General features: G+C 70.9%; 15 protein-coding genes. 5 read left to right on the top strand and 10 right to left on the bottom strand.

The genetic code is table 11. From position 1 onward, the window contains the following. On the bottom strand, positions 1-598 hold a 598-nt coding region (locus ABZ641_RS10105; RefSeq protein ID WP_359980584.1), incomplete at its 3' end, for a cbb3-type cytochrome c oxidase subunit I. Positions 599-955: 357 nt separating this feature from the next. Here ABZ641_RS10105 and ABZ641_RS10100 point away from each other — a divergent pair. Further along, positions 956-2,089, top strand: coding sequence for a PP2C family protein-serine/threonine phosphatase (locus ABZ641_RS10100; RefSeq protein ID WP_344623626.1), 1,134 nt, complete (start codon positions 956-958; stop codon positions 2,087-2,089). A 94-nt stretch (positions 2,090-2,183) separates the two neighbouring features. On the opposite strand, the gene ABZ641_RS10095 is transcribed toward ABZ641_RS10100, so the two are convergent. The 5 genes from ABZ641_RS10095 to ABZ641_RS10075 all read right to left on the bottom strand — a co-directional run bounded on the left by ABZ641_RS10095 (position 2,184) and on the right by ABZ641_RS10075 (position 7,085). Beyond that, entirely contained in the window at positions 2,184-2,636 is a 453-nt protein-coding gene (locus tag ABZ641_RS10095; protein WP_359980581.1) for a MaoC family dehydratase, read from the bottom strand. Positions 2,637-2,671: 35 nt separating this feature from the next. Next, a complete protein-coding gene (fabG, locus tag ABZ641_RS10090; protein ID WP_359980578.1) occupies positions 2,672-3,427 on the bottom strand; it encodes a 3-oxoacyl-ACP reductase FabG in 756 nt (251 codons plus the stop codon). Between the two features lie 4 nt (positions 3,428-3,431). Continuing rightward, entirely contained in the window at positions 3,432-4,118 is a 687-nt protein-coding gene (locus ABZ641_RS10085; protein ID WP_344623623.1) for an HAD family phosphatase, read from the bottom strand. Continuing rightward, positions 4,115-5,332, bottom strand: coding sequence for an acetyl-CoA C-acetyltransferase (locus tag ABZ641_RS10080; RefSeq protein ID WP_359980576.1), 1,218 nt, complete (start codon positions 5,330-5,332; stop codon positions 4,115-4,117). Before ABZ641_RS10080 ends, ABZ641_RS10085 begins: the two co-directional genes overlap by 4 nt. Positions 5,333-5,558: 226 nt before the next feature. Next, positions 5,559-7,085, bottom strand: coding sequence for a long-chain fatty acid--CoA ligase (locus ABZ641_RS10075; RefSeq protein WP_359980573.1), 1,527 nt, complete (start codon positions 7,083-7,085; stop codon positions 5,559-5,561). Between the two features lie 209 nt (positions 7,086-7,294). Here ABZ641_RS10075 and ABZ641_RS10070 point away from each other — a divergent pair, with 209 nt between their 5' ends. Continuing rightward, positions 7,295-7,939: a TetR/AcrR family transcriptional regulator gene (locus ABZ641_RS10070; RefSeq protein WP_359980571.1), complete on the top strand. Its 645-nt coding sequence runs from the start codon at positions 7,295-7,297 to the stop codon at positions 7,937-7,939. Between the two features lie 29 nt (positions 7,940-7,968). Here ABZ641_RS10070 and ABZ641_RS10065 read toward each other — a convergent pair whose 3' ends face one another. Then, a complete protein-coding gene (locus ABZ641_RS10065) occupies positions 7,969-9,126 on the bottom strand; it encodes an acyl-CoA dehydrogenase family protein (protein WP_344623619.1) in 1,158 nt (385 codons plus the stop codon). Positions 9,127-9,352: 226 nt separating this feature from the next. Between ABZ641_RS10065 and ABZ641_RS10060 the strand changes: the two genes are divergently transcribed. Further along, entirely contained in the window at positions 9,353-10,576 is a 1,224-nt protein-coding gene (locus tag ABZ641_RS10060; RefSeq protein WP_359980568.1) for a helix-turn-helix domain-containing protein, read from the top strand. Positions 10,577-10,716: 140 nt separating this feature from the next. Here ABZ641_RS10060 and ABZ641_RS10055 read toward each other — a convergent pair whose 3' ends face one another. Both ABZ641_RS10055 and ABZ641_RS10050 read right to left on the bottom strand, forming a co-directional pair. Further along, on the bottom strand, positions 10,717-12,549 hold the full coding sequence (locus tag ABZ641_RS10055; protein WP_359980566.1) for a thiamine pyrophosphate-binding protein: 1,833 nt from the start codon (positions 12,547-12,549) through the stop codon (positions 10,717-10,719). Beyond that, entirely contained in the window at positions 12,546-14,654 is a 2,109-nt protein-coding gene (locus ABZ641_RS10050) for an FAD-dependent oxidoreductase (protein WP_359980563.1), read from the bottom strand. The genes ABZ641_RS10055 and ABZ641_RS10050 overlap by 4 nt, the downstream gene beginning before the upstream one ends. Before the next feature lie 1,250 nt (positions 14,655-15,904). On the opposite strand from ABZ641_RS10050, the gene ABZ641_RS10045 reads away from it, so the two are divergent. Then, on the top strand, positions 15,905-16,159 hold the full coding sequence (locus tag ABZ641_RS10045; RefSeq protein ID WP_359980561.1) for a hypothetical protein: 255 nt from the start codon (positions 15,905-15,907) through the stop codon (positions 16,157-16,159). A gap of 13 nt (positions 16,160-16,172) precedes the next feature. Continuing rightward, on the top strand, positions 16,173-17,297 hold the full coding sequence (locus ABZ641_RS10040; protein WP_359980558.1) for an SPFH domain-containing protein: 1,125 nt from the start codon (positions 16,173-16,175) through the stop codon (positions 17,295-17,297). Positions 17,298-17,569: 272 nt separating this feature from the next. Here the strand turns inward: ABZ641_RS10040 and ABZ641_RS10035 are convergent. Next, positions 17,570-18,729 (bottom strand): OB-fold nucleic acid binding domain-containing protein (locus tag ABZ641_RS10035; RefSeq protein ID WP_359980555.1); only part of this gene is annotated, 1,160 nt, incomplete at its 5' end.

Here is an 18,729-nt window from a genome sequence, read left to right as displayed (position 1 = left end):
ACATCCGGAACATCGTCATGCCGGGGGCGCGCATGCAGATGATGGTGGTGATGAAGTTGACCGAGCCGAGGATCGTGCCGAAGCCGGAGAAGGTCAGCCCCATGATCCACATGTCCCCGCCGATGTTCGGGGAATGCACCTGGTCGGAGAGCGGCGGGTAGGAGAACCAGCCGAAGTCGGGTGCGCCCTGCGGGGTGAACAGGCTGGCGACGACGATCAGGGAGCCGAACAGGTAGAGCCAGTAGGCGAACATGTTCAGCCGGGGAAAGGCGACGTCCGGGGCGCCGATCTGCAGCGGCATGAACCAGTTGGCGAAGCCCGCGAACAGCGGGGTCGCGAACATCAGCAGCATCGCGCCGCCGTGCAGCGTGAACAGCTGGTTGAACTGCTCGTTCGAGATGATCTGATTGCCGGGGCGGGCGAGTTCGGCGCGCATCACCAGGGCCATCACACCCGCGACCAGGAAGAAGGCGAACGACGTCCCGAGGTACAGCGTCCCGATCTTCTTGTGGTCCGTGGTGGTGAGCCATTGCACGAGAACTCTGCCCCGGCCCCGTGGCTGCGCACTCACCTCTGCCGTTTCCGTCCCAGCGGTCATCGGTTAAGCACTCTCCTCGCCGTTTTGCCCTGATCGCCACCATCATGGTGGAGTCGGGCGGCTGCGCACGGTGAACGGCAGGTGGATCCGTGTCGGTATCACCCGTTTGCCGTCGGTCCGAGCTGCCCGACGTGCCGTCCGGCGTCTCGGCGGCGCACCCGGGAGCCGTCCTGCGCCCGGTGCCGCGACCTGATCACCGGGTACCGGGAGAGCCGTGGGCGGGAGCGGGGTCGAGCGGAAGGGCCGCTGACCGGGGCCGTCGGCAGCCCGTCGTGGCGTACGCCGTACGGGCGGCCTGCCGCGAAGCCCGTACGTACCGGATGCTCCGGCCCCTGGGCGCGGCGCATTCTTGAGGGCATGGACGTCGAACGGCGCTCGGGCGGCGAGAGGCCGTGGGGTCGGGTCCCGGCCCTGGTGCTGGTGCCCGTCGGTCTCCTCGTGGTGCTCGTCGTGGTGATCGCCCGGTCGCCCGACTCGGTCCGTCTGGGACCGCTGCTCGTGATCGCCCCCGCACTGACCCCGTCCTTCGCCGGGCCGCGGGTGACCGCCGTCGTCGCCGCGCTCACCGTCGCCGCCGGTGTCCTCGTCGCCGTCCTGCGCGGCGGCCTGACCGCCGGCTACCACCCGGCGCAGCTCGCCGCACTCGCCGCACTGTCCCTGATGATCGTGGTCTTCGCGGTGGTCCGGGAGCGCCGCGACCGGCAGCTCGCCCGCGCCCAGTCGGTGGCCGAGGCCGCCCAGCGCGCTCTGCTGCGCCCGATTCCCGAGCGGATCGGTCCGCTGCAGATCGCGACCGTTTACCTGGCCGCCGAGCACGAGGCGCAGATCGGCGGTGACCTCTACACGGCGACCCGTACGGACGGCGGGGCGCGGATGATCGTCGGGGACGTCCGGGGGAAGGGCCTGGCCGCCGTCGGGGAGTCCGCCCTGTTGCTCAGCGCCTTCCGGCTCGTCGCCGCCCAGCACGCCACGCTGCCCGACCTCGCCCGGACACTGGACCACAACGTCAGCCGGTACCTGCTCGACTTCGCCCAGACCGACCGGGAGACCGCCGAGCACTTCGTCACCGCCCTGCTCCTGGACATCCCCGACGACGCCCCGGTGGCCCGCATGACCAACTGCGGACACCCGCCACCGCTGCTGCTGCGCCACGACCGCGTGATCGGACTCGACGGCGGCGGTAGCGCGCCGCCCCTGGGCCTCGGTGTCCTGGCGGCCGCCGACTACCCGGACGACGCGTTCCCCTTCGAGATCGGGGACACGCTCCTGCTCTACACCGACGGCGTGGTCGAAGCCCGTGACCGTTCCGGTGTGTTCTACCCGTTCGCGGACCGGGTCGCCCGGTGGGCCGGCAGCACGCCGGAGGCGCTGGTCAAGCACATCCGCCGTGACCTGCTGGCTCACGCCGGTGGGCGGCTCGGCGACGACGCGGCCGTCGTCGCCATCCGGCGTACGGACGGGTCCGAGCACCGTCTGCACGGGCTGCTGTAGACGGCCCACCGACGTGGCCGGCCGGTTGCCCGGTGCGGCGGCCGCGGCTCCGCCGCCGGCAGGCCGCCCACGGAGCCCCCTGCGGCCGGGGCGATCAGGGCACCAGGATGCTGACGGTCTCCACGACGCAGGCCGGCTTGTCGCCGCCCTCCACCTCGACGGTCACCCTCGCCGTCGCCTGGTGGCCACCGCCGCCGGGCACCACCGACAACAGCTCCACCCCGGCGCGCACGTTGGAGCCCACCGGGACGGGGGACGGGAAACGGAGCTTGTTGGCCCCGTAGTTGACGCCCATGCTCAGCCCCTCGACCCGGTACACCTGCCAGACCAGCATCGGCACCAGCGACAGCGTGAGATAGCCGTGCGCGATGGTGGAGCCGAACGGACCCTGCGCCGCCTTCGCGGGGTCGACGTGGATCCACTGGTGGTCGCCGGTCGCCTCCGCGAAGGTGTCGATCTGCTGCTGGGTGACGGTGTGCCAGTCGGAGTACCCGAGGTGGGTGCCGGCCGCCTGCGCGAGCTGTTCGATGCCGTGGAAGGTCTTCATGTGCTCTCTCTCCTCGTTCTCTCCTCGTTCTCCGCTCAGTCCTGCGGTCCGCCGGCGACGTAGAGGACCTGGCCCGAGACGAACCCGGCGCCCTCGCCGGCGAAGAACGACACCGCGTGCGCGATGTCCTCGGGCCTGCCGGTACGGGCGACCGGGATCTGCGTTGCTGCGGCCGCCTTGAACTCGTCGAAGGTCATGCCGATCCGGCGCGCGGTCTCGGCCGTCATCTCGGTCTCGATGAACCCGGGGGCGATCGCGTTGGCCGTGACGCCGAACCTCCCGAGCTCGATGGCGAGCGTCTTGGTGAAGCCCTGGATCCCGGCCTTGGCCGCGGAGTAGTTGGCCTGGCCGCGGTTGCCCAGTGCAGAGGTGCTCGAAAGGTTGACGATCCGGCCCCAGCCGGCCTCGGTCATGTGGCCCTGGACGGCACGGGTCATCAGGAACGAGCCGCGCAGGTGAACGTTCATGACCGCGTCCCAGTCGTCGGCGGTCATTTTGAACAGCAGGTTGTCGCGGGTAATGCCGGCGTTGTTGACCAGCACAGTGGGCGCGCCCAGCTCCCGGGCGATCCGGTCCACGGCGCCCTGCACGCCCGGCTCGTCCGCCACGTCCACCCCGACGGCCAGCGCCCGGCCCCCGGTGGCCTCGATCTCCTCGACGACCGGCTTGCAGGCCTCCTCGTCCAGGTCGATGACCGCGACGGACAGGCCGTCGGCCGCGAGCCGCTTCGCGACGCCTGCTCCGATGCCGCGGGCCGCTCCGGTGACGACGGCGGTACGAGTGGTGTTCATTGTGTCAACTCCGCTTCGAGTCATGGGTGTTGGTGGTAGGGGTCGGGAGCGGCCGTCGGGACAGGCCGGGGATCAGGTCGGCGAGCGCGGCCCGGGTGGTGCCGGCGTCGGTGTGGAGCAACGCCTGCATGCCGACCGCACGGGCGCCGAGCACGTTCGGCTCGGCGTCGTCGACGAACAGCGCCCGCTCGGGCGGCACTCCGAGCAGGTCCAGGGTGAACCGGTAGATCGGGGCCAGCGGTTTGCGCAGGCCGACCTCGCCGGAGATCACGACGGGATCGAAGAGCGGGTCGATCCGCTCGCGCGGGTAGGTGTTGCCCCAGCTGTTGGACAGCAGGGCCACCCGGATCCCGAGGTCGCGCAGCTCACCGGCCAACTCGAACATCGCCGGGTCGGGCCGCATCCCGGCGAACAGGCGGGCGAGGACGCCGACCGGCTCGACCGGCGCGCCGTGAACGGTGACCAGTTCGGCGGCGAGCAGTGCGTCGAACTCGTCGATCGTCAGCTCGCCGGTCTCCAGCCGGTGGACGGGGGTGCCGTCCTCGGCGTCGCGGGACAGCCAGGCCCTGAGCGTCCGGGAGAAGGACTCCGGCCGGATGCCGTCGGCCTGCAGCCATGCCGCGATCGAGTTCCGGACCGGTCCGGTGAGGACGCCGCCGTAGTCGAGGACCACGGCCTCCACGGTGGTCACGAGAGCCGCTCCAGCACCATCGCCATGCCCTGGCCGCCACCGACGCACATGGTCTCCAGGCCGAACTGCTTGTCGTGCCACTGCAGCGAGTTGATGAGGGTGCTGGTGATCCGGGCGCCGGTCATGCCGAACGGGTGGCCGACGGCGATGGCACCGCCGTTCACGTTGAGCCTGTCCTCCGGCACGCCGAGGTCGCGCGCCGACGGGATGACCTGGGCGGCGAACGCCTCGTTGATCTCGACCAGGTCGATGTCGCCGATGGTCAGGCCGGCACGTGCCAGGGCCTGCTTCGAGGCCTCGACCGGCCCCAGGCCCATGATCTCCGGGGACAGCGCCGAGACGCCCGTGCTCACGATCCGCGCCAGCGGGGTGATGCCGAGCTCCCTGGCCCGCGTGTCCGACATGACGACGAGGGCGGCGGCGCCGTCGTTCAGGGGGCAGCAGTTGGCGGCGGTGACGGTGCCGTCGGGGCGGAAGACGGGCTGCAGCTGGGAGACCGTGTCGAGGGTGACCCCGGCCCGTGGCCCGTCGTCCTCGGTCACCCGGCTGCCGTCGGGCAGGGTCACCGGGGTGATGTCGCGCTCCCAGAAGCCGTCGGTGATCGCCTTCTCGGCCAGGTTCTGGCTGCGCACGCCGAAGGCGTCCTGTTCCGCGCGGCTGATGCCCTTGAACTGCGCGACGTTCTCGGCCGTGTGGCCCATGGCGATGTACGCGTCCGGCAGTTGGCCCTCGGTGCGCGGGTCCACCCACGTCCGGCCGCCCTCGGCGAACCGCTCGGTGCGGGCCTCGGCCTCGGCGAAGACCGGGTTCCTGGTGCCGGGCAGTCCGTCCGCGTTGCCCTGGGTGTAGCGGCTGACGGTCTCCACGCCGGCGGAGACGAACACCTCGCCCTCGCCGGCCCTGATCGCGTGCAGTGCCATCCGGGTGCTCTGCAGGCTGGACGAGCAGTAGCGGTTCACCGTGGTGCCGGGGACCGAGTCCAGTCCGGCGAGGACGGCAACGATGCGCGCCATGTTGAAGCCGGACTCGCCGGCCGGCTGGCCGCAGCCGAGTACCAGGTCGTCGATCGTCCCCGGGTCGAGCTGGGGCACCTTGGCGAGGGCGGCCCGGACCATCTGGACGGTGAGGTCGTCGGGGCGCAGTCCCTTCAGCGAGCCCTTGAAGGCCCGGCCGATCGGCGAGCGGGCAGTGGCAACGATGACGGCTTCGGGCATGGCTTTCCCTTCGGCACTTACTAAGCGCTTGCTTAGTTCCTCAGGCTGCAGCAGATGCGACACGGGCGTCAACAGGACCGATTCAGCGGCTCGGTGTGGACCGCGTCACATGCCCGGCGGCCGGCGGGGGCAGCGGCGGCGATCGCCGGGAAAGCGTTCTCGCGGCGCGAGGGCATGCCGAAGCTCCGCCGCAGCATGGGTCAACTGCGGCGGAGCGTCGGGTGGTTCACGATTGGGAGCGGAGTGCCTTCTTGAGGATCTTCCCGGTCGGCCCCTTGGGCAGTGCGTCGACCAGGCGTACCTCGCGCGGGTACTTGTACGCGGCGACCCTGTCCTTGCAGTAGCCGGCGATCTCCTCCGGTGTGGCCGACGCGCCGGGCTTGAGCGCGACGTAGGCCAGGACGTCCTCGCCGAGCCTCTCGTGGGGCCTGCCGACGACGGCCGCCTCGGCCACCGCCGGGTGCGTGAACAGGACCTCCTCCACCTCGCGCGGGTAGACGTTGTAGCCGCCGCGGATGATCAGGTCCTTCTTGCGGTCGACGACGAACAGGTATCCGTCCTCGTCGGCGTAGGCGAGGTCGCCGGTGTGGAACCATCCGTTCCTGAACGCCTCGGCGGTGGCTTCGGGCCTCTTGTAGTAGCCCTTCATGACGTTGTGGCCGCGGACGACGATCTCGCCGACGTGGTCGGGCCCCGGTGGCAGCTCCTCGTCGTTCTCGTCGACCACCCGTACCTGAACGCCCCAGATGGGCCTGCCGATCGAGAGCACCTTCCGGGCCTCGGCACTGGTGTTGAACGTCGTGGTGCTCGCCGTCTCCGACAGCCCGTAGCCCTCCAGGACCACGACGCCCGGGAACCTCTCCTCGAAGGCGCGGATCACTTCACCGGGGATCGCGGCTCCGCCGGAGACTCCGACCCGCAGCGAGCGGAGGTCCCGGCCGGAGGTGTCGGCCGACAGGAGGGCGACGTACATGGTGGGCACGCCGGAGAAGACCGTGCAGCCGTGCCGCTCGACGGCGTCGAGCACCGACTCCTGCTCGAACCGGGGTACGAGGGCCATCGTGCCGCCGTACCGCACGCAGGCGTTCAGCACGCTCGACAGCCCGAAGACGTGGAACAGCGGCAGCACCGCCACGGCGACGTCGTCCTCGCGGAAGCCGAAGAGCTCTCCGGCGACGGTGCAGTTCATGTAGAGCTGGAAGTGGGTGAGTTCGGCGCCCTTCGGCCGGCCGGTGGTGCCCGAGGTGTAGAGCAGCGCGGCGGTGTCGTCCGCGTCGGTCGGCTCGATCTCGCCGGTGTCCTCACCGGAGCAGAGCTCGTCGTAGTGGACCGTGCCCGCCGGCAGCCCTGCGCCGCTCGGCGAGGTGACGACGTACGTCGTGACGCCCGCCACCTGCCGTGCGCCCCTGAGCGCCTCGTCGGCGAACGACTCGAAGGTCACCAGCAGCTTCGCGTCGGAGTCGTCGAGGTGGTAGGCGATCTCGGGGGCGCGGAGCAGCGGGTTGAGCGGGACCATCGTCAGTCCCGCCTTGAGGATCCCGAAGTACGTGAACAGGAACTGCGGCACGTTGGGCAGGTGGACGGCGACCTTGTCGCCGCGCTCCAGCCCGAGGGCGCGAAGGCCGTTCGCGACGCGGCCGGAGATCTCGTCGACCTGTGCGTAGCTGAAGGACGTGTCCGCGAAGTGGCACATCGGCTTGTCCGGACGGGCCTGGCGCGACTCCCGGAGCATGGTCGCGAGGTTGAAGCTCATGAGGGCACTCCCGAGGGGATGGGTGCTGTGCGGCCCGGGTGGGCGGGGGCGGCAGTCGGCGGTCCCGGAGGCGGCAGTGGAGAGGGGCGTGGGCGGTCGCCTGCGGTGTGGGCGTGTGACGGAGGCTATGACCCCCACCAGTACTAAGCAAGCGCTTAGTAAGTGTTACTGGCCGGTAATTTCCGCGGCACGGTTGATAGGGTCGGCGCATGCGTCGGAGCGAGGGAAGATCTGCGTCCACCCCGGCTGCCCTCGCGGACGAGCTGTGGCCCGACGTCCAACCGGAGACCGCCCGCCGGCTGATGGCGGCCGGCCTCGAGTGCTTCGCCCGGCAGGGCTACCACGCCACCACCACGCGCGACATCTCCGCGGCGGCGGGGATGAGCTCGGCGGCGCTCTACGTCCACTTCCCGTCCAAGGCCGCCCTGCTCTTCGAGATCGTGCGGAGCGGCCACGAGCAGATCCTCGCCGTGGTGGACCGGGCCGTCACAGGGGCCGGTGACCCGGTGGTGAGGATGGGCCGGCTGGCCCGGGAGTTCACCGAATGGCACGCCCGCCGCCACGCCGTGGCCCGGGTCGTGGCGTACGAGCTGAAGTCCCTGCCCGAGGACGACTACCGCACCGTGGTGGACCTGCGGCGCAGGATCGAGCACCTCACGCAGGGACTCGTGCGCGAGGGGATCGAGGCCGGTGTGTTCGAGGTCCGCGACGTGCAGGCCGCCGGCCGCGCCGTGCTCTCGCTCGGCATCGACGTCGCACGCTGGTACGAGGACCGCATGCGCACCTCACCCCGGGCCCTGGGGCAGCAGTACGCCGACCTCGTCCTCCGCATGCTGGGCGCCGACCCGGCGTAGTGCCGGCCCGCGGGATGGGCCCGCTGCGGTCACAGGCCCATGGACTTGGCGATGACCGTCTTCATGACCTCGCTGGTGCCGCCGTAGATCCGGAAGACGCGGTTGTCCGTGTAGAGGCGGGCAATGGGGTACTCGAGCATGTAGCCGTAGCCGCCGTGCAGCTGCAGGCACTTGTCGACGACCCGCGACGCCGTCTCGGTGCAGAAGAGCTTGGTGGCGGCGGCGTCGGCGGAGGTGAGTTCCTTCTGCTCGATGAGGTCCAGGGCCCGGTCGCAGAGGGCCTGTGCGGCGGCCACCTCGGCCGCGCACTCGGCGAGGACGAACTTGGTGTTCTGGAAGCCCGAGACGGGCTGCCCGAAGACCGTGCGGTCACGGGTGTAGGCGAGCGCGAAGTCGATCGCGGCCGCGGCGGCGGCCACGGCGGACACGGCGATGCCCAGACGCTCGGGAATCAGGTTGTGGGCGAGGTACGCGAACGCCCTGCCCTCCTCGCCGAGCAGGTTCTCCACCGGCACCTTGACGTCGGTGAAGGACAGTTCGGCGGTGTCCGAGCTGCGCAGGCCGATCTTCTCCAGCTTGCGGCCGACCGCGTAGCCCTCGCTGCCGGTGTCCACGCACAGGATGGACAGGCCGCCGCGGCGGTCGCCCGCCGGGGCCGGGGAGGTGCGGCAGACCACCAGCATCAGGTCGGCGAGGACACCGCCGGTGATGAAGGTCTTCGCGCCGTTGAGCACGTAGTGGGTGCCGTCCTCGGACAGCACCGCGGTGGTGCGGATGCCGGCCAGGTCCGAGCCGGTGCCGGGCTCCGTCATCGCGATCGCCGTCATCATCCGCCCGGAGACGAAGTCGGGCAGCCAGCGCTTCTTCTGCTCGTCGTCGGCGAACTCGAGCAGGTACGGCAGCACCAGACCGGTGTGCACGCCGGAGCCGCCGAAGGACACGCCCGCGCGCATCAGCTCCTCGACCACCACGGCCTGGTACTTGAAGCCGCCGACACCCGAGCCGCCGTACTCCTCCGGGACCTCGATGCCGAAGACCCCCAGGTCGCCGAGCTTGTGGTAGAACTCGCGCGGCGCGTGGCCGGCGGCCTCCCAGGCGTCGTAGTGGGGCACGACCTCGTGGGCGATGAAGTCCCGGATCATCTCCCGGAAGTTCTCGTGGTCCTCGGTGTAGACGGAGCGCTGCACTGCCTGTCCCTCCTCTGTGTCCGGGTGCCCGGGCGACCCCCGGTGGTCTTCGCCGCGGGGCCGCGCGAGGCGGCCGACGGCGGTTTCCGGCGGCCCTGAGCTGCGGTTCTGTCCTGCGACGCGCTCAACCTAGGGTGCGGGCCCGCGCATGGCCAGGTGCATCTGCACAAGACATCGGCCTATGGGTGTGCAACCTGCCCAACATGGTTCGGGCTAGCCTGGGACCATGAAGGACGGCTGGGCGGCGCCCGCGCCCGATGTGGCGGAACACATCCGGGCGACCGCGGAGCGGATGCAGGGCACGTTGGACGAGCTGCTCGCCGAGATCGGTCAGCAGTTGGCCCCCGACACGCCGGAGGCGCCGACCGACCCGGTCATGGCCCAGGAGATCGCCGCGAGCAACCGGGACACCGTCGGGCGCTGGGTACGCGCCAACCGGCTCCGTCCCGGCCGCCCGGTTCCCGCGGACCTGACGGCGCAGATCCTGGACGTGGCGCGCGACATGGTCCGACGCGGCGTCGACGAGCGCTATCTGGTCCAGGGCTACTGGCGCGGGCACAACCTGCTGTGGCGGTACTGGATGCGCGCCGCGCTCGCCGAGCCGGCCCCGCCGGAGGTGCTGGCAGTCTCCCTCGACCTGGCGGCCCGCTCCATGTCCCGGTTCGTGGACCGCACCCTGGCCGGCGTCCAGAAGCACGTGGAGCACGAACGCGACCAGCTCGTCGGCGGCATGCCGGCCCGGCGGCTGGAGACCGTCAACCTCCTGCTGCAGGGCGCGCCGATCGGCGAGGAACGGGCGAGTGCGCGCCTCGGCTACGACCTGCGCCGGCGTCATCTGGCCCTGGTGCTGTGGCACGCGCCCGGCGTGGCGGAGCAGGGCGAGCTGGAGTCCGCGGCCGATGCGATCGCCGAGGCGGCCGGAGCACGGCGGCCCCTCACCGTCGCCGCGGGAATCTCGGTGCTGTGGGCCTGGATCGCGGTTCCCGGGCGGGTGGACACCGAGGTCCTCGCCGAGGAGCTCGCCGCCACGGGCGGCAACGCCCGTGCGGCCGCCGGGATGCCGGGTGACGGTCCCACCGGTTTCCGGCTCAGCCACCAGCAGGCGCTGACCGCCCAGCGGCTGACGTTCCGGATGCACCAGCCGCCCCGTCTCACCGCCTACGAGGACGTCCAGGTCGTCGCCATGGCGGCACACGACGAGGACCAGGCACGCGAGTTCGTCGCCGCCACGCTCGGTGGGCTGGCCGACGCGTCCCCCGAACTCGCCCGGACGCTGCGCGTCTACCTGCAGGAGGACTGCAACGCCGGCCGCGCCGCGCGCCGGCTGTACACCCACCGCAACACGGTCCTCAACCGCATCGCCCGCGCCGACGCCCTGCTGCCCAGGCCGCGTCCCGGACGCGGGCTGCAGATCGGCCTCGCACTGGAGCTGCAGCACTGGCTCGGGTGACACGCACCGGCCCCCGTCGGGGACGGGGGCCGGTGGGCGAGGGCCTCGGAGTTGTCTTCAAAGGGCGCTCGGGTGGTCGATTCACGGGCGCGCGCGGGAGGTGCCCCCACGCGCCCCCATGTGGCATCCGTACGCCTTTGCTAGGTGCACTTCTCGTCGATCTTGTACTGGAGCGCCTTCGGGTAGTCGTGCCGGCTGAGCCGGACGCGGGCCAGGATCGGCGCGTGGTTGAGGTCGTTGCCGGGATCGGCGATGTCCCGCAGGAGCGAGTCGAGCTCGGCGTGGGTGGTGAGTTCGAACCCGTGCATCCGGTCCTTGTCCGTGCCGAAGACCTCGGCCAGCTTCTCGTAGCGCCACGGGTGCAGCACGTTGTAGAAGTCGGCCCCGTTGGACGGCTTCTCCTTGTAGTAGCAGGGGCTGACCAGCATCTGCTCGATGCCGTAGAAGCCCTCGTTGTCCAGGACGAAGACCACCGGCCTCAGATGGTGACGTACGTGGGTGGACAGCTCCTGGCAGATCTCCTGGAACGAGCCGTCCCCGACGAACACGAGCGGGCGCTTCATCGGTTGCTGCCGTCCCAGCGCCACGCCCGTGGCCGCGCCGACGGAGTAGCCGATGGACAGCCAGCTGTTCTGCGCGAGGAAGCCGGCCCGCTCGGTGATCCGCAGGTTCATCGAGCCCAGCAGCGCGAACGCCGCGTCCGAGACCACCGTGAACGGAGAGGGGGCCTGTGGGTCGCCACCGGTGGCCCGGTGCTCCAGGAAGAAGTTGATGTGCTGGAAGAAGCTGTCGTACGTCAGCTCGGGCGGGTACCGGTCGGTGCTCAGCGAGTCCAGGAAGTCGGCCGTGCTGGCCGGGACGTCCAGGCCTGCCGCGTGCGCCAGCGCGAAGTGGTCGGCGGGGAAGGTCTGCCCCGCCAGCGCCTCGCGCAACGCCGTGATGAACCGGCCGAGTTGGACGTCGGGGAAGTATCCGGCGCCGACGCTGACGCCGCCGCGTGCCGCCACGATCCAGTCGTCGCCGATCGACTGCTCGCCGCCGAGGTTCTTGGAGGTGGACCAGATCCCCAGGCCGATCCGGCACCCGGCGTTCTTGAAGGTCGCCCGGATCTCCGGCAGGCTCGCCCTGCCGTTGTAGACGCCGGCGAACAGCGGGTGCCGTTCGGACACCACGGACTTCGCGCCGACCGTGGTGCAGAACTGCATGCGGGTGGTCTGCACGAACTCCAGCAGCTCGTCCTCCAGCCGCCGGCGGACGAGTTCCTCGCCGGCCCAGACGATCGGTGCGCCGAACTTCCCGATCAGCTCCACCGCTGCCGTGACGGCCTTCTCCAGCATCTCCTCGTTGCGCCGGGTGAACGGCCGCTCGTGGGCGCGGAGCTCGCCCTGCGGGGGCTCGCACGGTGCGTGCCAGAGGTCCTCCATGACCTCCAGGTAGACCGGCTTGCGCTCGGTCAGGCACGCGGTGATCGCGCTGTCGATCTGCGAGGGGGCGAGTCCCGGGTTGGAGAGCACCTGTGCGTCCACCGTGACCTGCCGGTAGACGTCCAGGTTGCTCTCCCGGCGCGGGCTCATGTGCGAGGTGAGCAGGCCGACCGCCTGCTGGTTGAGCCACTGTTCGTAGGACGGCGCCGCGTTGATCGCGATCAGTGGCACGTCCTCGACGTAGGCGCCGCCGATGGTGTTGAGGAGGCTGAACGCGCCCACCCCGTAGGTCACCGCCACGGCTCCGACGCCCTGCTCGCGACCGTCCGGGTCGGCGTCGGCGGCCCGCACCCTGGCGTAGGCATCCGCGGCGTAGCCGCCGCCCATCTCGGTCGGGGTGCCGATCCAGCGCACGGCCGTGGTGGCCTGCATGATCGTCAGGAACGGGCCGAGGAAGTCCCCGGGCACCCCGAACAGGTGCCGGATGCCCAACTGTTCGAGTCTGGTGGCCAGGTAGCGGGCCACCGTCCATTCGCCGTCGCCGCTCATCCGCGCAGGGCCTCCTGTCGGCTCTCCCGCCGCAGCCGGACCTCGGGCCGGATCTCCGGTTCCGCCGGGGCCGGCGGCGCCGGTGCCTCGTGGACGGCGACGGCCGCCCGGACGGCGGTCTCCACCGCGCCCTCGATCCAGGCGTGCTTCAGCGAGGCGTGCTCGCCGGCGAAGTGCACCGGGCCCTCCGGCTTGACCACGTCGAGGTGGAAGCTGGTCATCTGGTGCGGGGTGTACACCGCCGCCTCGCCGAAGGCGTACGGGTCGCGCAGCCAGCTCTGGGTCTTCCCGTAGCCGGTGTAGAACACCTCGATCCGCCGACCGTGCACCGACTGGAGGTTGCGCAGCGCGTAGACGTACCGCTCGTCGTCCTCCATGGAGTCCCAGCGCACCGCGTCGTCCGACCAGCTGTAGCTCGCCAGCACCACCCCGCCGCCGTTGCCGTCGGGCACCGGGTGCGAGGGGTAGTACATGAAGCGGTTCGGGTTGTCGGTGGTCGAGCCTCCGCCGAAGCAGTCGGTGGCGGGGCGCACGCTCGCCCGGAGCAGCGGGGTGTGCCGGTACACCTCCCGCTGGCCCCGGCTGATCCGGCGCTCGTCCACGCTCGCGTGCGCGCCGAGCAGCACCTCGGGCAGGTCCCGCGGGGGGCGGTGGCCGTTCTGGGCGGCGGCCGCGGCCGCCTCGGCGTCGTCCTCGCCCGCCCGCTGGTAGTACTCGTACAGGCCGGGTGCGATGGTGTCGAGTTCGACCTTCCAGTCGGCCTCGGTGAACTCCCACCACCGGCGGGAGAACTCCAGCAGCACCTTGGTGGCCTGGTCGTAGTGGGTCTCGATGATCGCCCGGCGCTTCTTGTAGGAGAACGGCGGCGTCACCTGGACGAACCGCAGCGCGGAGAACGGGACGGTGACGATCGCGAAGTCGCCCTTCCAGACGGTGGGTTCGGCCTCCGGGTCGTCCTCGGGGACGGTCTCGACGGCGACCTGCGGCCCGACCGGGCCGACGCTCCGGGCTCCCCCGCCGTCCCGGCGCGGGTCCCAGTACTCCATCCGGATCATTCGCTCGCCCATCCGCAGCTCCTCCCGCAGCTCCTCGGCGAGCGCGTCGGGCAGCTTCGAGCTGCCGCCCACGATCTCCCAGTACGTGGCGTTCGGGTTGATGTCGCTGCGGCCCAGGAAGGTGTGGAAGAAGGCCAGGTGCAGCCGCGAGGTCATGTTCTCGATCGTGCCGATCGCCTCGATCGCCTCGTCGCTGAAGCCCGCGTACTCGCGCAGGAAGCGGCCCATCGAGTACCCGTCGAAGTCGCGGATCACCCGGGCCCAGCCGTCCAGCCACTCGGCGAACGGCTTGTTCACCCGCTTGCCGTCCCTGATCACCGAGTAGTAGTCGCGGACCGGCTCCAGGGCCTGGTTGACCATGTCGGCGGCGGTGATCCGCACCTCGTCGCCGGTGAGGTGGAAGCTCTCGTTGACGCAGCTCGGATCGGCGGCGTACTCCTTGCGGCGGGCCTGGACCCGGTTGGTGCGGATCCAGGAGTTGAAGCGTTTGACCGGTTCGCGGAAGTCCGGGCTGTCCGCGCCGTACTTCCAGACCTTGCCGGGTTCGAACGACTCGTAGACCACCGGTGGGACGGGCGCGTTCTGGTTGCCGGTGTCCGGATCGACGTCGACGTTGAAGAACAGCTGCCGTCGCAGGCCGAGGCTGTCGACCAGCGCGAGGGTGAGCGGGTGGAAGCCGGGCAGCCGCATGGCCCCGGCCTCGGCGTACTGCTCCGGGTCGCGGAACGGTCCGTCGACCGCGTCGCCGGTGGACCGGAAGGTCTTGATCCGCCCGCCGACCCGGCTGGCGTTGGCCTCCAGGATGGTGACGTTGTGTCCGGCGTCCTTGAGCAGCTTCCCGGCGACCAGGCCCGCGATGCCCGCGCCGATGATCAGCACGTCCTTGGGTTCGTCGGTCTCCGGAATGCCGTCCTTGATCAGTACGTCGAGGTAGCGGAGCTTCAGGTCCTTGTCGTCCGGACCGACCAGTAACAGCTCGCGCGCCAGCCGCTGGCAGGTCTGCCAGCGGGCGCGTTCACCGGCCGTGCCTTCGATGACGGGGTTCTCCATGGTGTCTCCTCGGGGATGCCCGGCGGTCAGGGACCGACCGGCTTTGTCGGGGGGAGGTGCTCGCCCTCGGCGAGGGGTCGCAGCGTGGTGGTCGAAGGTGTCGGGGCGTGGAGCGCGCCGACGGCGCCGGAGATGCCGTCCGCGCGCCCGATCCCGGCCGTCGGGCGAGGCCGACGGCCTCGTCGAAGCCGCTGGGGACGTGTGCGGGGGCTCCGGCTCTCCGGGGGTGAACTCGGGGCGGCGGACCGGTGCTGCCGGACCAGCCCGAACTGCTGCTCCGGTGGGACCACGTCACGGGCGGACTTCAGCCCGCGGCCCCGGCCGTCGTCCGCTTCACGCTCGAACTCCGGCCGTACGGGATGCCCCGGCGCCTCGGCCGGTGGCTCCTCGGCCTGTCGTCGACGATGCCGGCGAAGGCGCGCGAGCGGGTGTGGCGGAGGCGGGCGATTCGGTGGGACGGGCGGGGGCCGAGGTCACGCTCGGGTCCTCGCGGTGGGTGACGGGCAGAGGTGATCACAGCACGTGAATTCCTCCGTACCCAAAGTAGCTTCGCCGTCGAGGGTCCTGTCAACCGGAGGCGGGCCTTCCGACGGTCTCACGCGGTGTCACCGGACGGGTTCGACCCGGGCGGCTGCCGAAGCCGGAGCCGACTGCGGGGCGCCGGGTCGGGCGGTGCGCCGGCGGTGCCGCGACGTGCGCGGTCTTTCGGGCGGGGTCGGTCGGCCGGGACGATCCGGGTCCGCAGGACACCGGGAGGCAGAGGGCTCCGAGGCGTGCCACCTGCCCCTCGGAGCCGGGCGCACCCTGCTCGACCGCGCCCCGGCTTCCCGGCGGGGGGTGACAGCCCGTTCGTCGGGCCGAGCGCCACCACCGGCTCCTCGGCCTCGTCCACGTCGACTTCGAGACTCGGCGCCGTACCCCTGAGGCGTCCCACGCCTGGTACCGGGACCTGATCGCCGCCCATCGGGCTTGCCGTTCACTGTGCTTGGGCGGCGCACGGGAGGTGGCATCGGCGGCTGTTGCCGCCGACCGCGACGGTGTGTGGGTCTCGTCGTCATCCAGGGGGCCGAGACAGTCGCACGGTGGGCGGCACACGCCCCGCCTGCGCACCTTCGGCAGCGCGAGCGTCGGTGACACCTTGGAGTCGGCTGATCCAGTGCGGTGACCCGGCCGCGCGCCTGCCCGCTGCGGTCGGCCGGTGCTGCCAGGATGGTGGCGCGACGTTCGACAGGTGAAAGGGGCGGCCGCCGATGGTGTCGGACGAGGCCGTGATCGGTTGCCCCGGCACGCTGGTGATCGGGACCCGGGGAGCCGCCGGCCCGGGTGAGGTCCTGGTGAGGATCAGGGGCGGTTCGGAGACCTTCCTGGCCTGGTCCGAGGAGCCTCTGCCCGAGGGAACACCGGTTCTGGTGATCGAATCGCGCGGTACTCGCCAGGTCGACGTCATGGAGTGGACCGACCCCGTCGGCGACCCGGGGTCCGACCTTCCCGACGGACCTCGCTGAGGAGGCAACCAGGATGTTCGGTTATCGCGTTCCCGCCCCCGACCAGGCGATGCTGATCTCCGGTGGAAGACGGGGCCTTGCCGGCGCGCCGTTCCGCGTGGTGACCGGGCACGGGGCGTTCGTCCTGCAGATCTTCCGCAAGGTCCGCTTCCTGACCCTGGCGATGTGCGAGGCGGAGGTTGCCGAAACCTGCGTCACCAAGCAGGGCATCGCGCTGACGGCGCGGGCGGTGATCGCCTTCAAGGTCGGCAACGACACCGAGAGCATCGTCAACGCCGGCCAGCGCTTCCTCTCCGACCAGGACCAGATGTCCGTGCTGACCGGCCGGATCTTCGCCGGGCACCTGCGCGCCATCATCGGCTCGATGACGGTCGAGGAAATCGTCACCGAGCGGCAGAAACTCGCGACCGAGGTGCTCGACACCTCGAAGGCCGAGATGGCGAAGATCGGCCTGATCGTCGACTCGCTCCAGATCCAGTCGATCGACGACGGTGACACCGGCTACATCGCCGCGATGTCGGCCCCGCACCGGGCCGCCATCCAGCGCCAGGCCCAGATCGCCCAGGCACAGGCCACCCAGGCCGCGGCGGAGGCGGAGCAGCAGTCCGCCCGGAAGCAGGCCGAGTACGCCCGGGAGACGGCCGTCGTGAAGGCGCAGTACACCGCCGAGGTGGATCGGGCCCAGGCCCAGGCAGCCCAGGCCGGCCCGCTGGCGCAGGCGCACGCGCAGCAGGAGGTGCTGACGGCGCAGACCGAATTGGCCCAGCGCGCGGCCGAGCTGCGCCAGCAGCAGCTGGTCGCCGAGGTCGTGAAGCCGGCCGAGGCGGAGGCCGAGCGGATCAGGGTCCTGGCACTGGCCGAGGCGGAGCGGATGAAGATCCAGGCCGAGGCGGCGGCCTCGCACGACCGGGTGGCGCTGGACCGGATGCTGATCGACCAGCTGCCGCAGATCGTCAAGGAGGCGGCCGGTGGGCTCGCGGGCGCCAATGTCAACGTTCTCAACGGCGCCGACGGCTTGGGCGAGATCGCCGCAGGCTTGGTCGGCCAGGGCCTGACGATCCTGGACTCGGTCCGCAGGGGCCTGGGCACACCGCAGGGCCGCGCCGAACAGGACGGTGAGCCGGCCGGCCTCGAGTGAGGGGAACGCCGCCCGTCGCGAGGGGCAAGAGCCGGCTGTCAGGGCGTTCGACGGGCTGAAAGCCACCACCAGCGCTTCGGCCTCGTCCACGTCGACTTTCGAGACGCAGAAGCGCACCCCGAAGGCGTGCTACGCCTGGCACCGGGACCTGATCGCGGCCCACCGGGCCTGGTGCCCTTCGGCAGCGGTCCACCGGTGGCCCGACCGGGCGGAGGGCTGCCCGCGCGTGGTGGCAACCGGAACAGCCCCGGCCCGTACCGGAGATCCCCTCGTCAGACCGTTCCCATCCAGGCATGGGTGCCCAGGAGGGTCTTGATGTCGGAGGCCAGTCCGTTCTCGGCGTTCACCCGGTAGCCGAGCTCGTACAGGGTGTTCTTGTCCCAGTTGGTGGTGAGCAGTCGGACGGGGACGTCGCCGGGGTGCGCCTGCAGCGCTCGCTTGAGTTCGGCGACCAGCTCCGGGGTGATCTTTCCGACCGGCACGGTGATCTGGACGGGTGGCTTGGTGCCGAGTTCGGCCGAAGAGATGTCGAGCGTGGTGATCTCCTGACCGAAGACGCTCAGCGCGCCGTCCCGTTCGTTGAGCCGGCCGCGGATCGAGATCACGTTGTCCTCGACCATCTGGGCGGACATCAGCTGGTAGGCGGCGGGGAAGAACAGCACCTCGACGGAGCCGTCGCGGTCGGCCAGGGTGATGATCGCCCAGGCGTTGCCGGCCTTGTTGATCCGCCGGTCGACGGCGGTGACCAGGCCGGAGAGCCTGACCTCGCCCTCGGTGCGGCCGGAGCCGAGCAGTTCGGCGATGGAGACGTCGCGGTTCTTGGAGAGTACGTGCTCGGCGCCGTCCAGCGGGTGACTGGAGACGTACAGGCCGAGCATCTCCCTTTCCAGGCTGAGCAGTTGCTTGCGCGGCCATTCGCGGTCGGGGAGGTCGAAGTCGAGGCCGATCGCCGGGGTGCCCGTCCCGGTGTCGAGGGCGCCGAAGAGGTCGTCCTGGCCGATGGCCTGCTGCTTCTTCACCCCGGTGACGGCGTCGATCGCGTTCTCGTGCACGGCGTTCAGGGAGAGCCGGGTGTGCCCGAGGGAGTCGAACGCGCCGGCCTTGATCAGCGAGTCGACGGTGCGCTTGTTGCACACCACCAGCTCCACCTTGTCCAGGAAGTCGGCGAAGGAGGTGTACTTGCCCTTCTCCTGCCGGGTCCGCACCAGCGACTCGATCACCGGGACGCCGACGTTGCGCACCGCCTTGAGGCCGAAGCGGACGTCGCTGCCGACGGCGGTGAAGTCGACGACGGACTCGTTGACGTCCGGGGAGAGGATCTTGATGCCCATCTGGCGGCACTCGGCCAGGTAGACCGCCATCTTGTCCTTGTCGTCCGCCACCGAGGTGAGCAGCGCGGCCATGTACTCGGCCGGGTAGTTGGCCTTCAGGT

Origin of the sequence: Kitasatospora sp. NPDC007106 (genome assembly GCF_040634455.1) — a bacterium.
In the GTDB taxonomy this organism is placed as follows: domain Bacteria; phylum Actinomycetota; class Actinomycetes; order Streptomycetales; family Streptomycetaceae; genus Kitasatospora; species Kitasatospora arboriphila.
The sequence above is the reverse complement of the archived record's forward strand: the minus strand, read 5'-3'. Positions and strand labels throughout refer to the sequence as shown.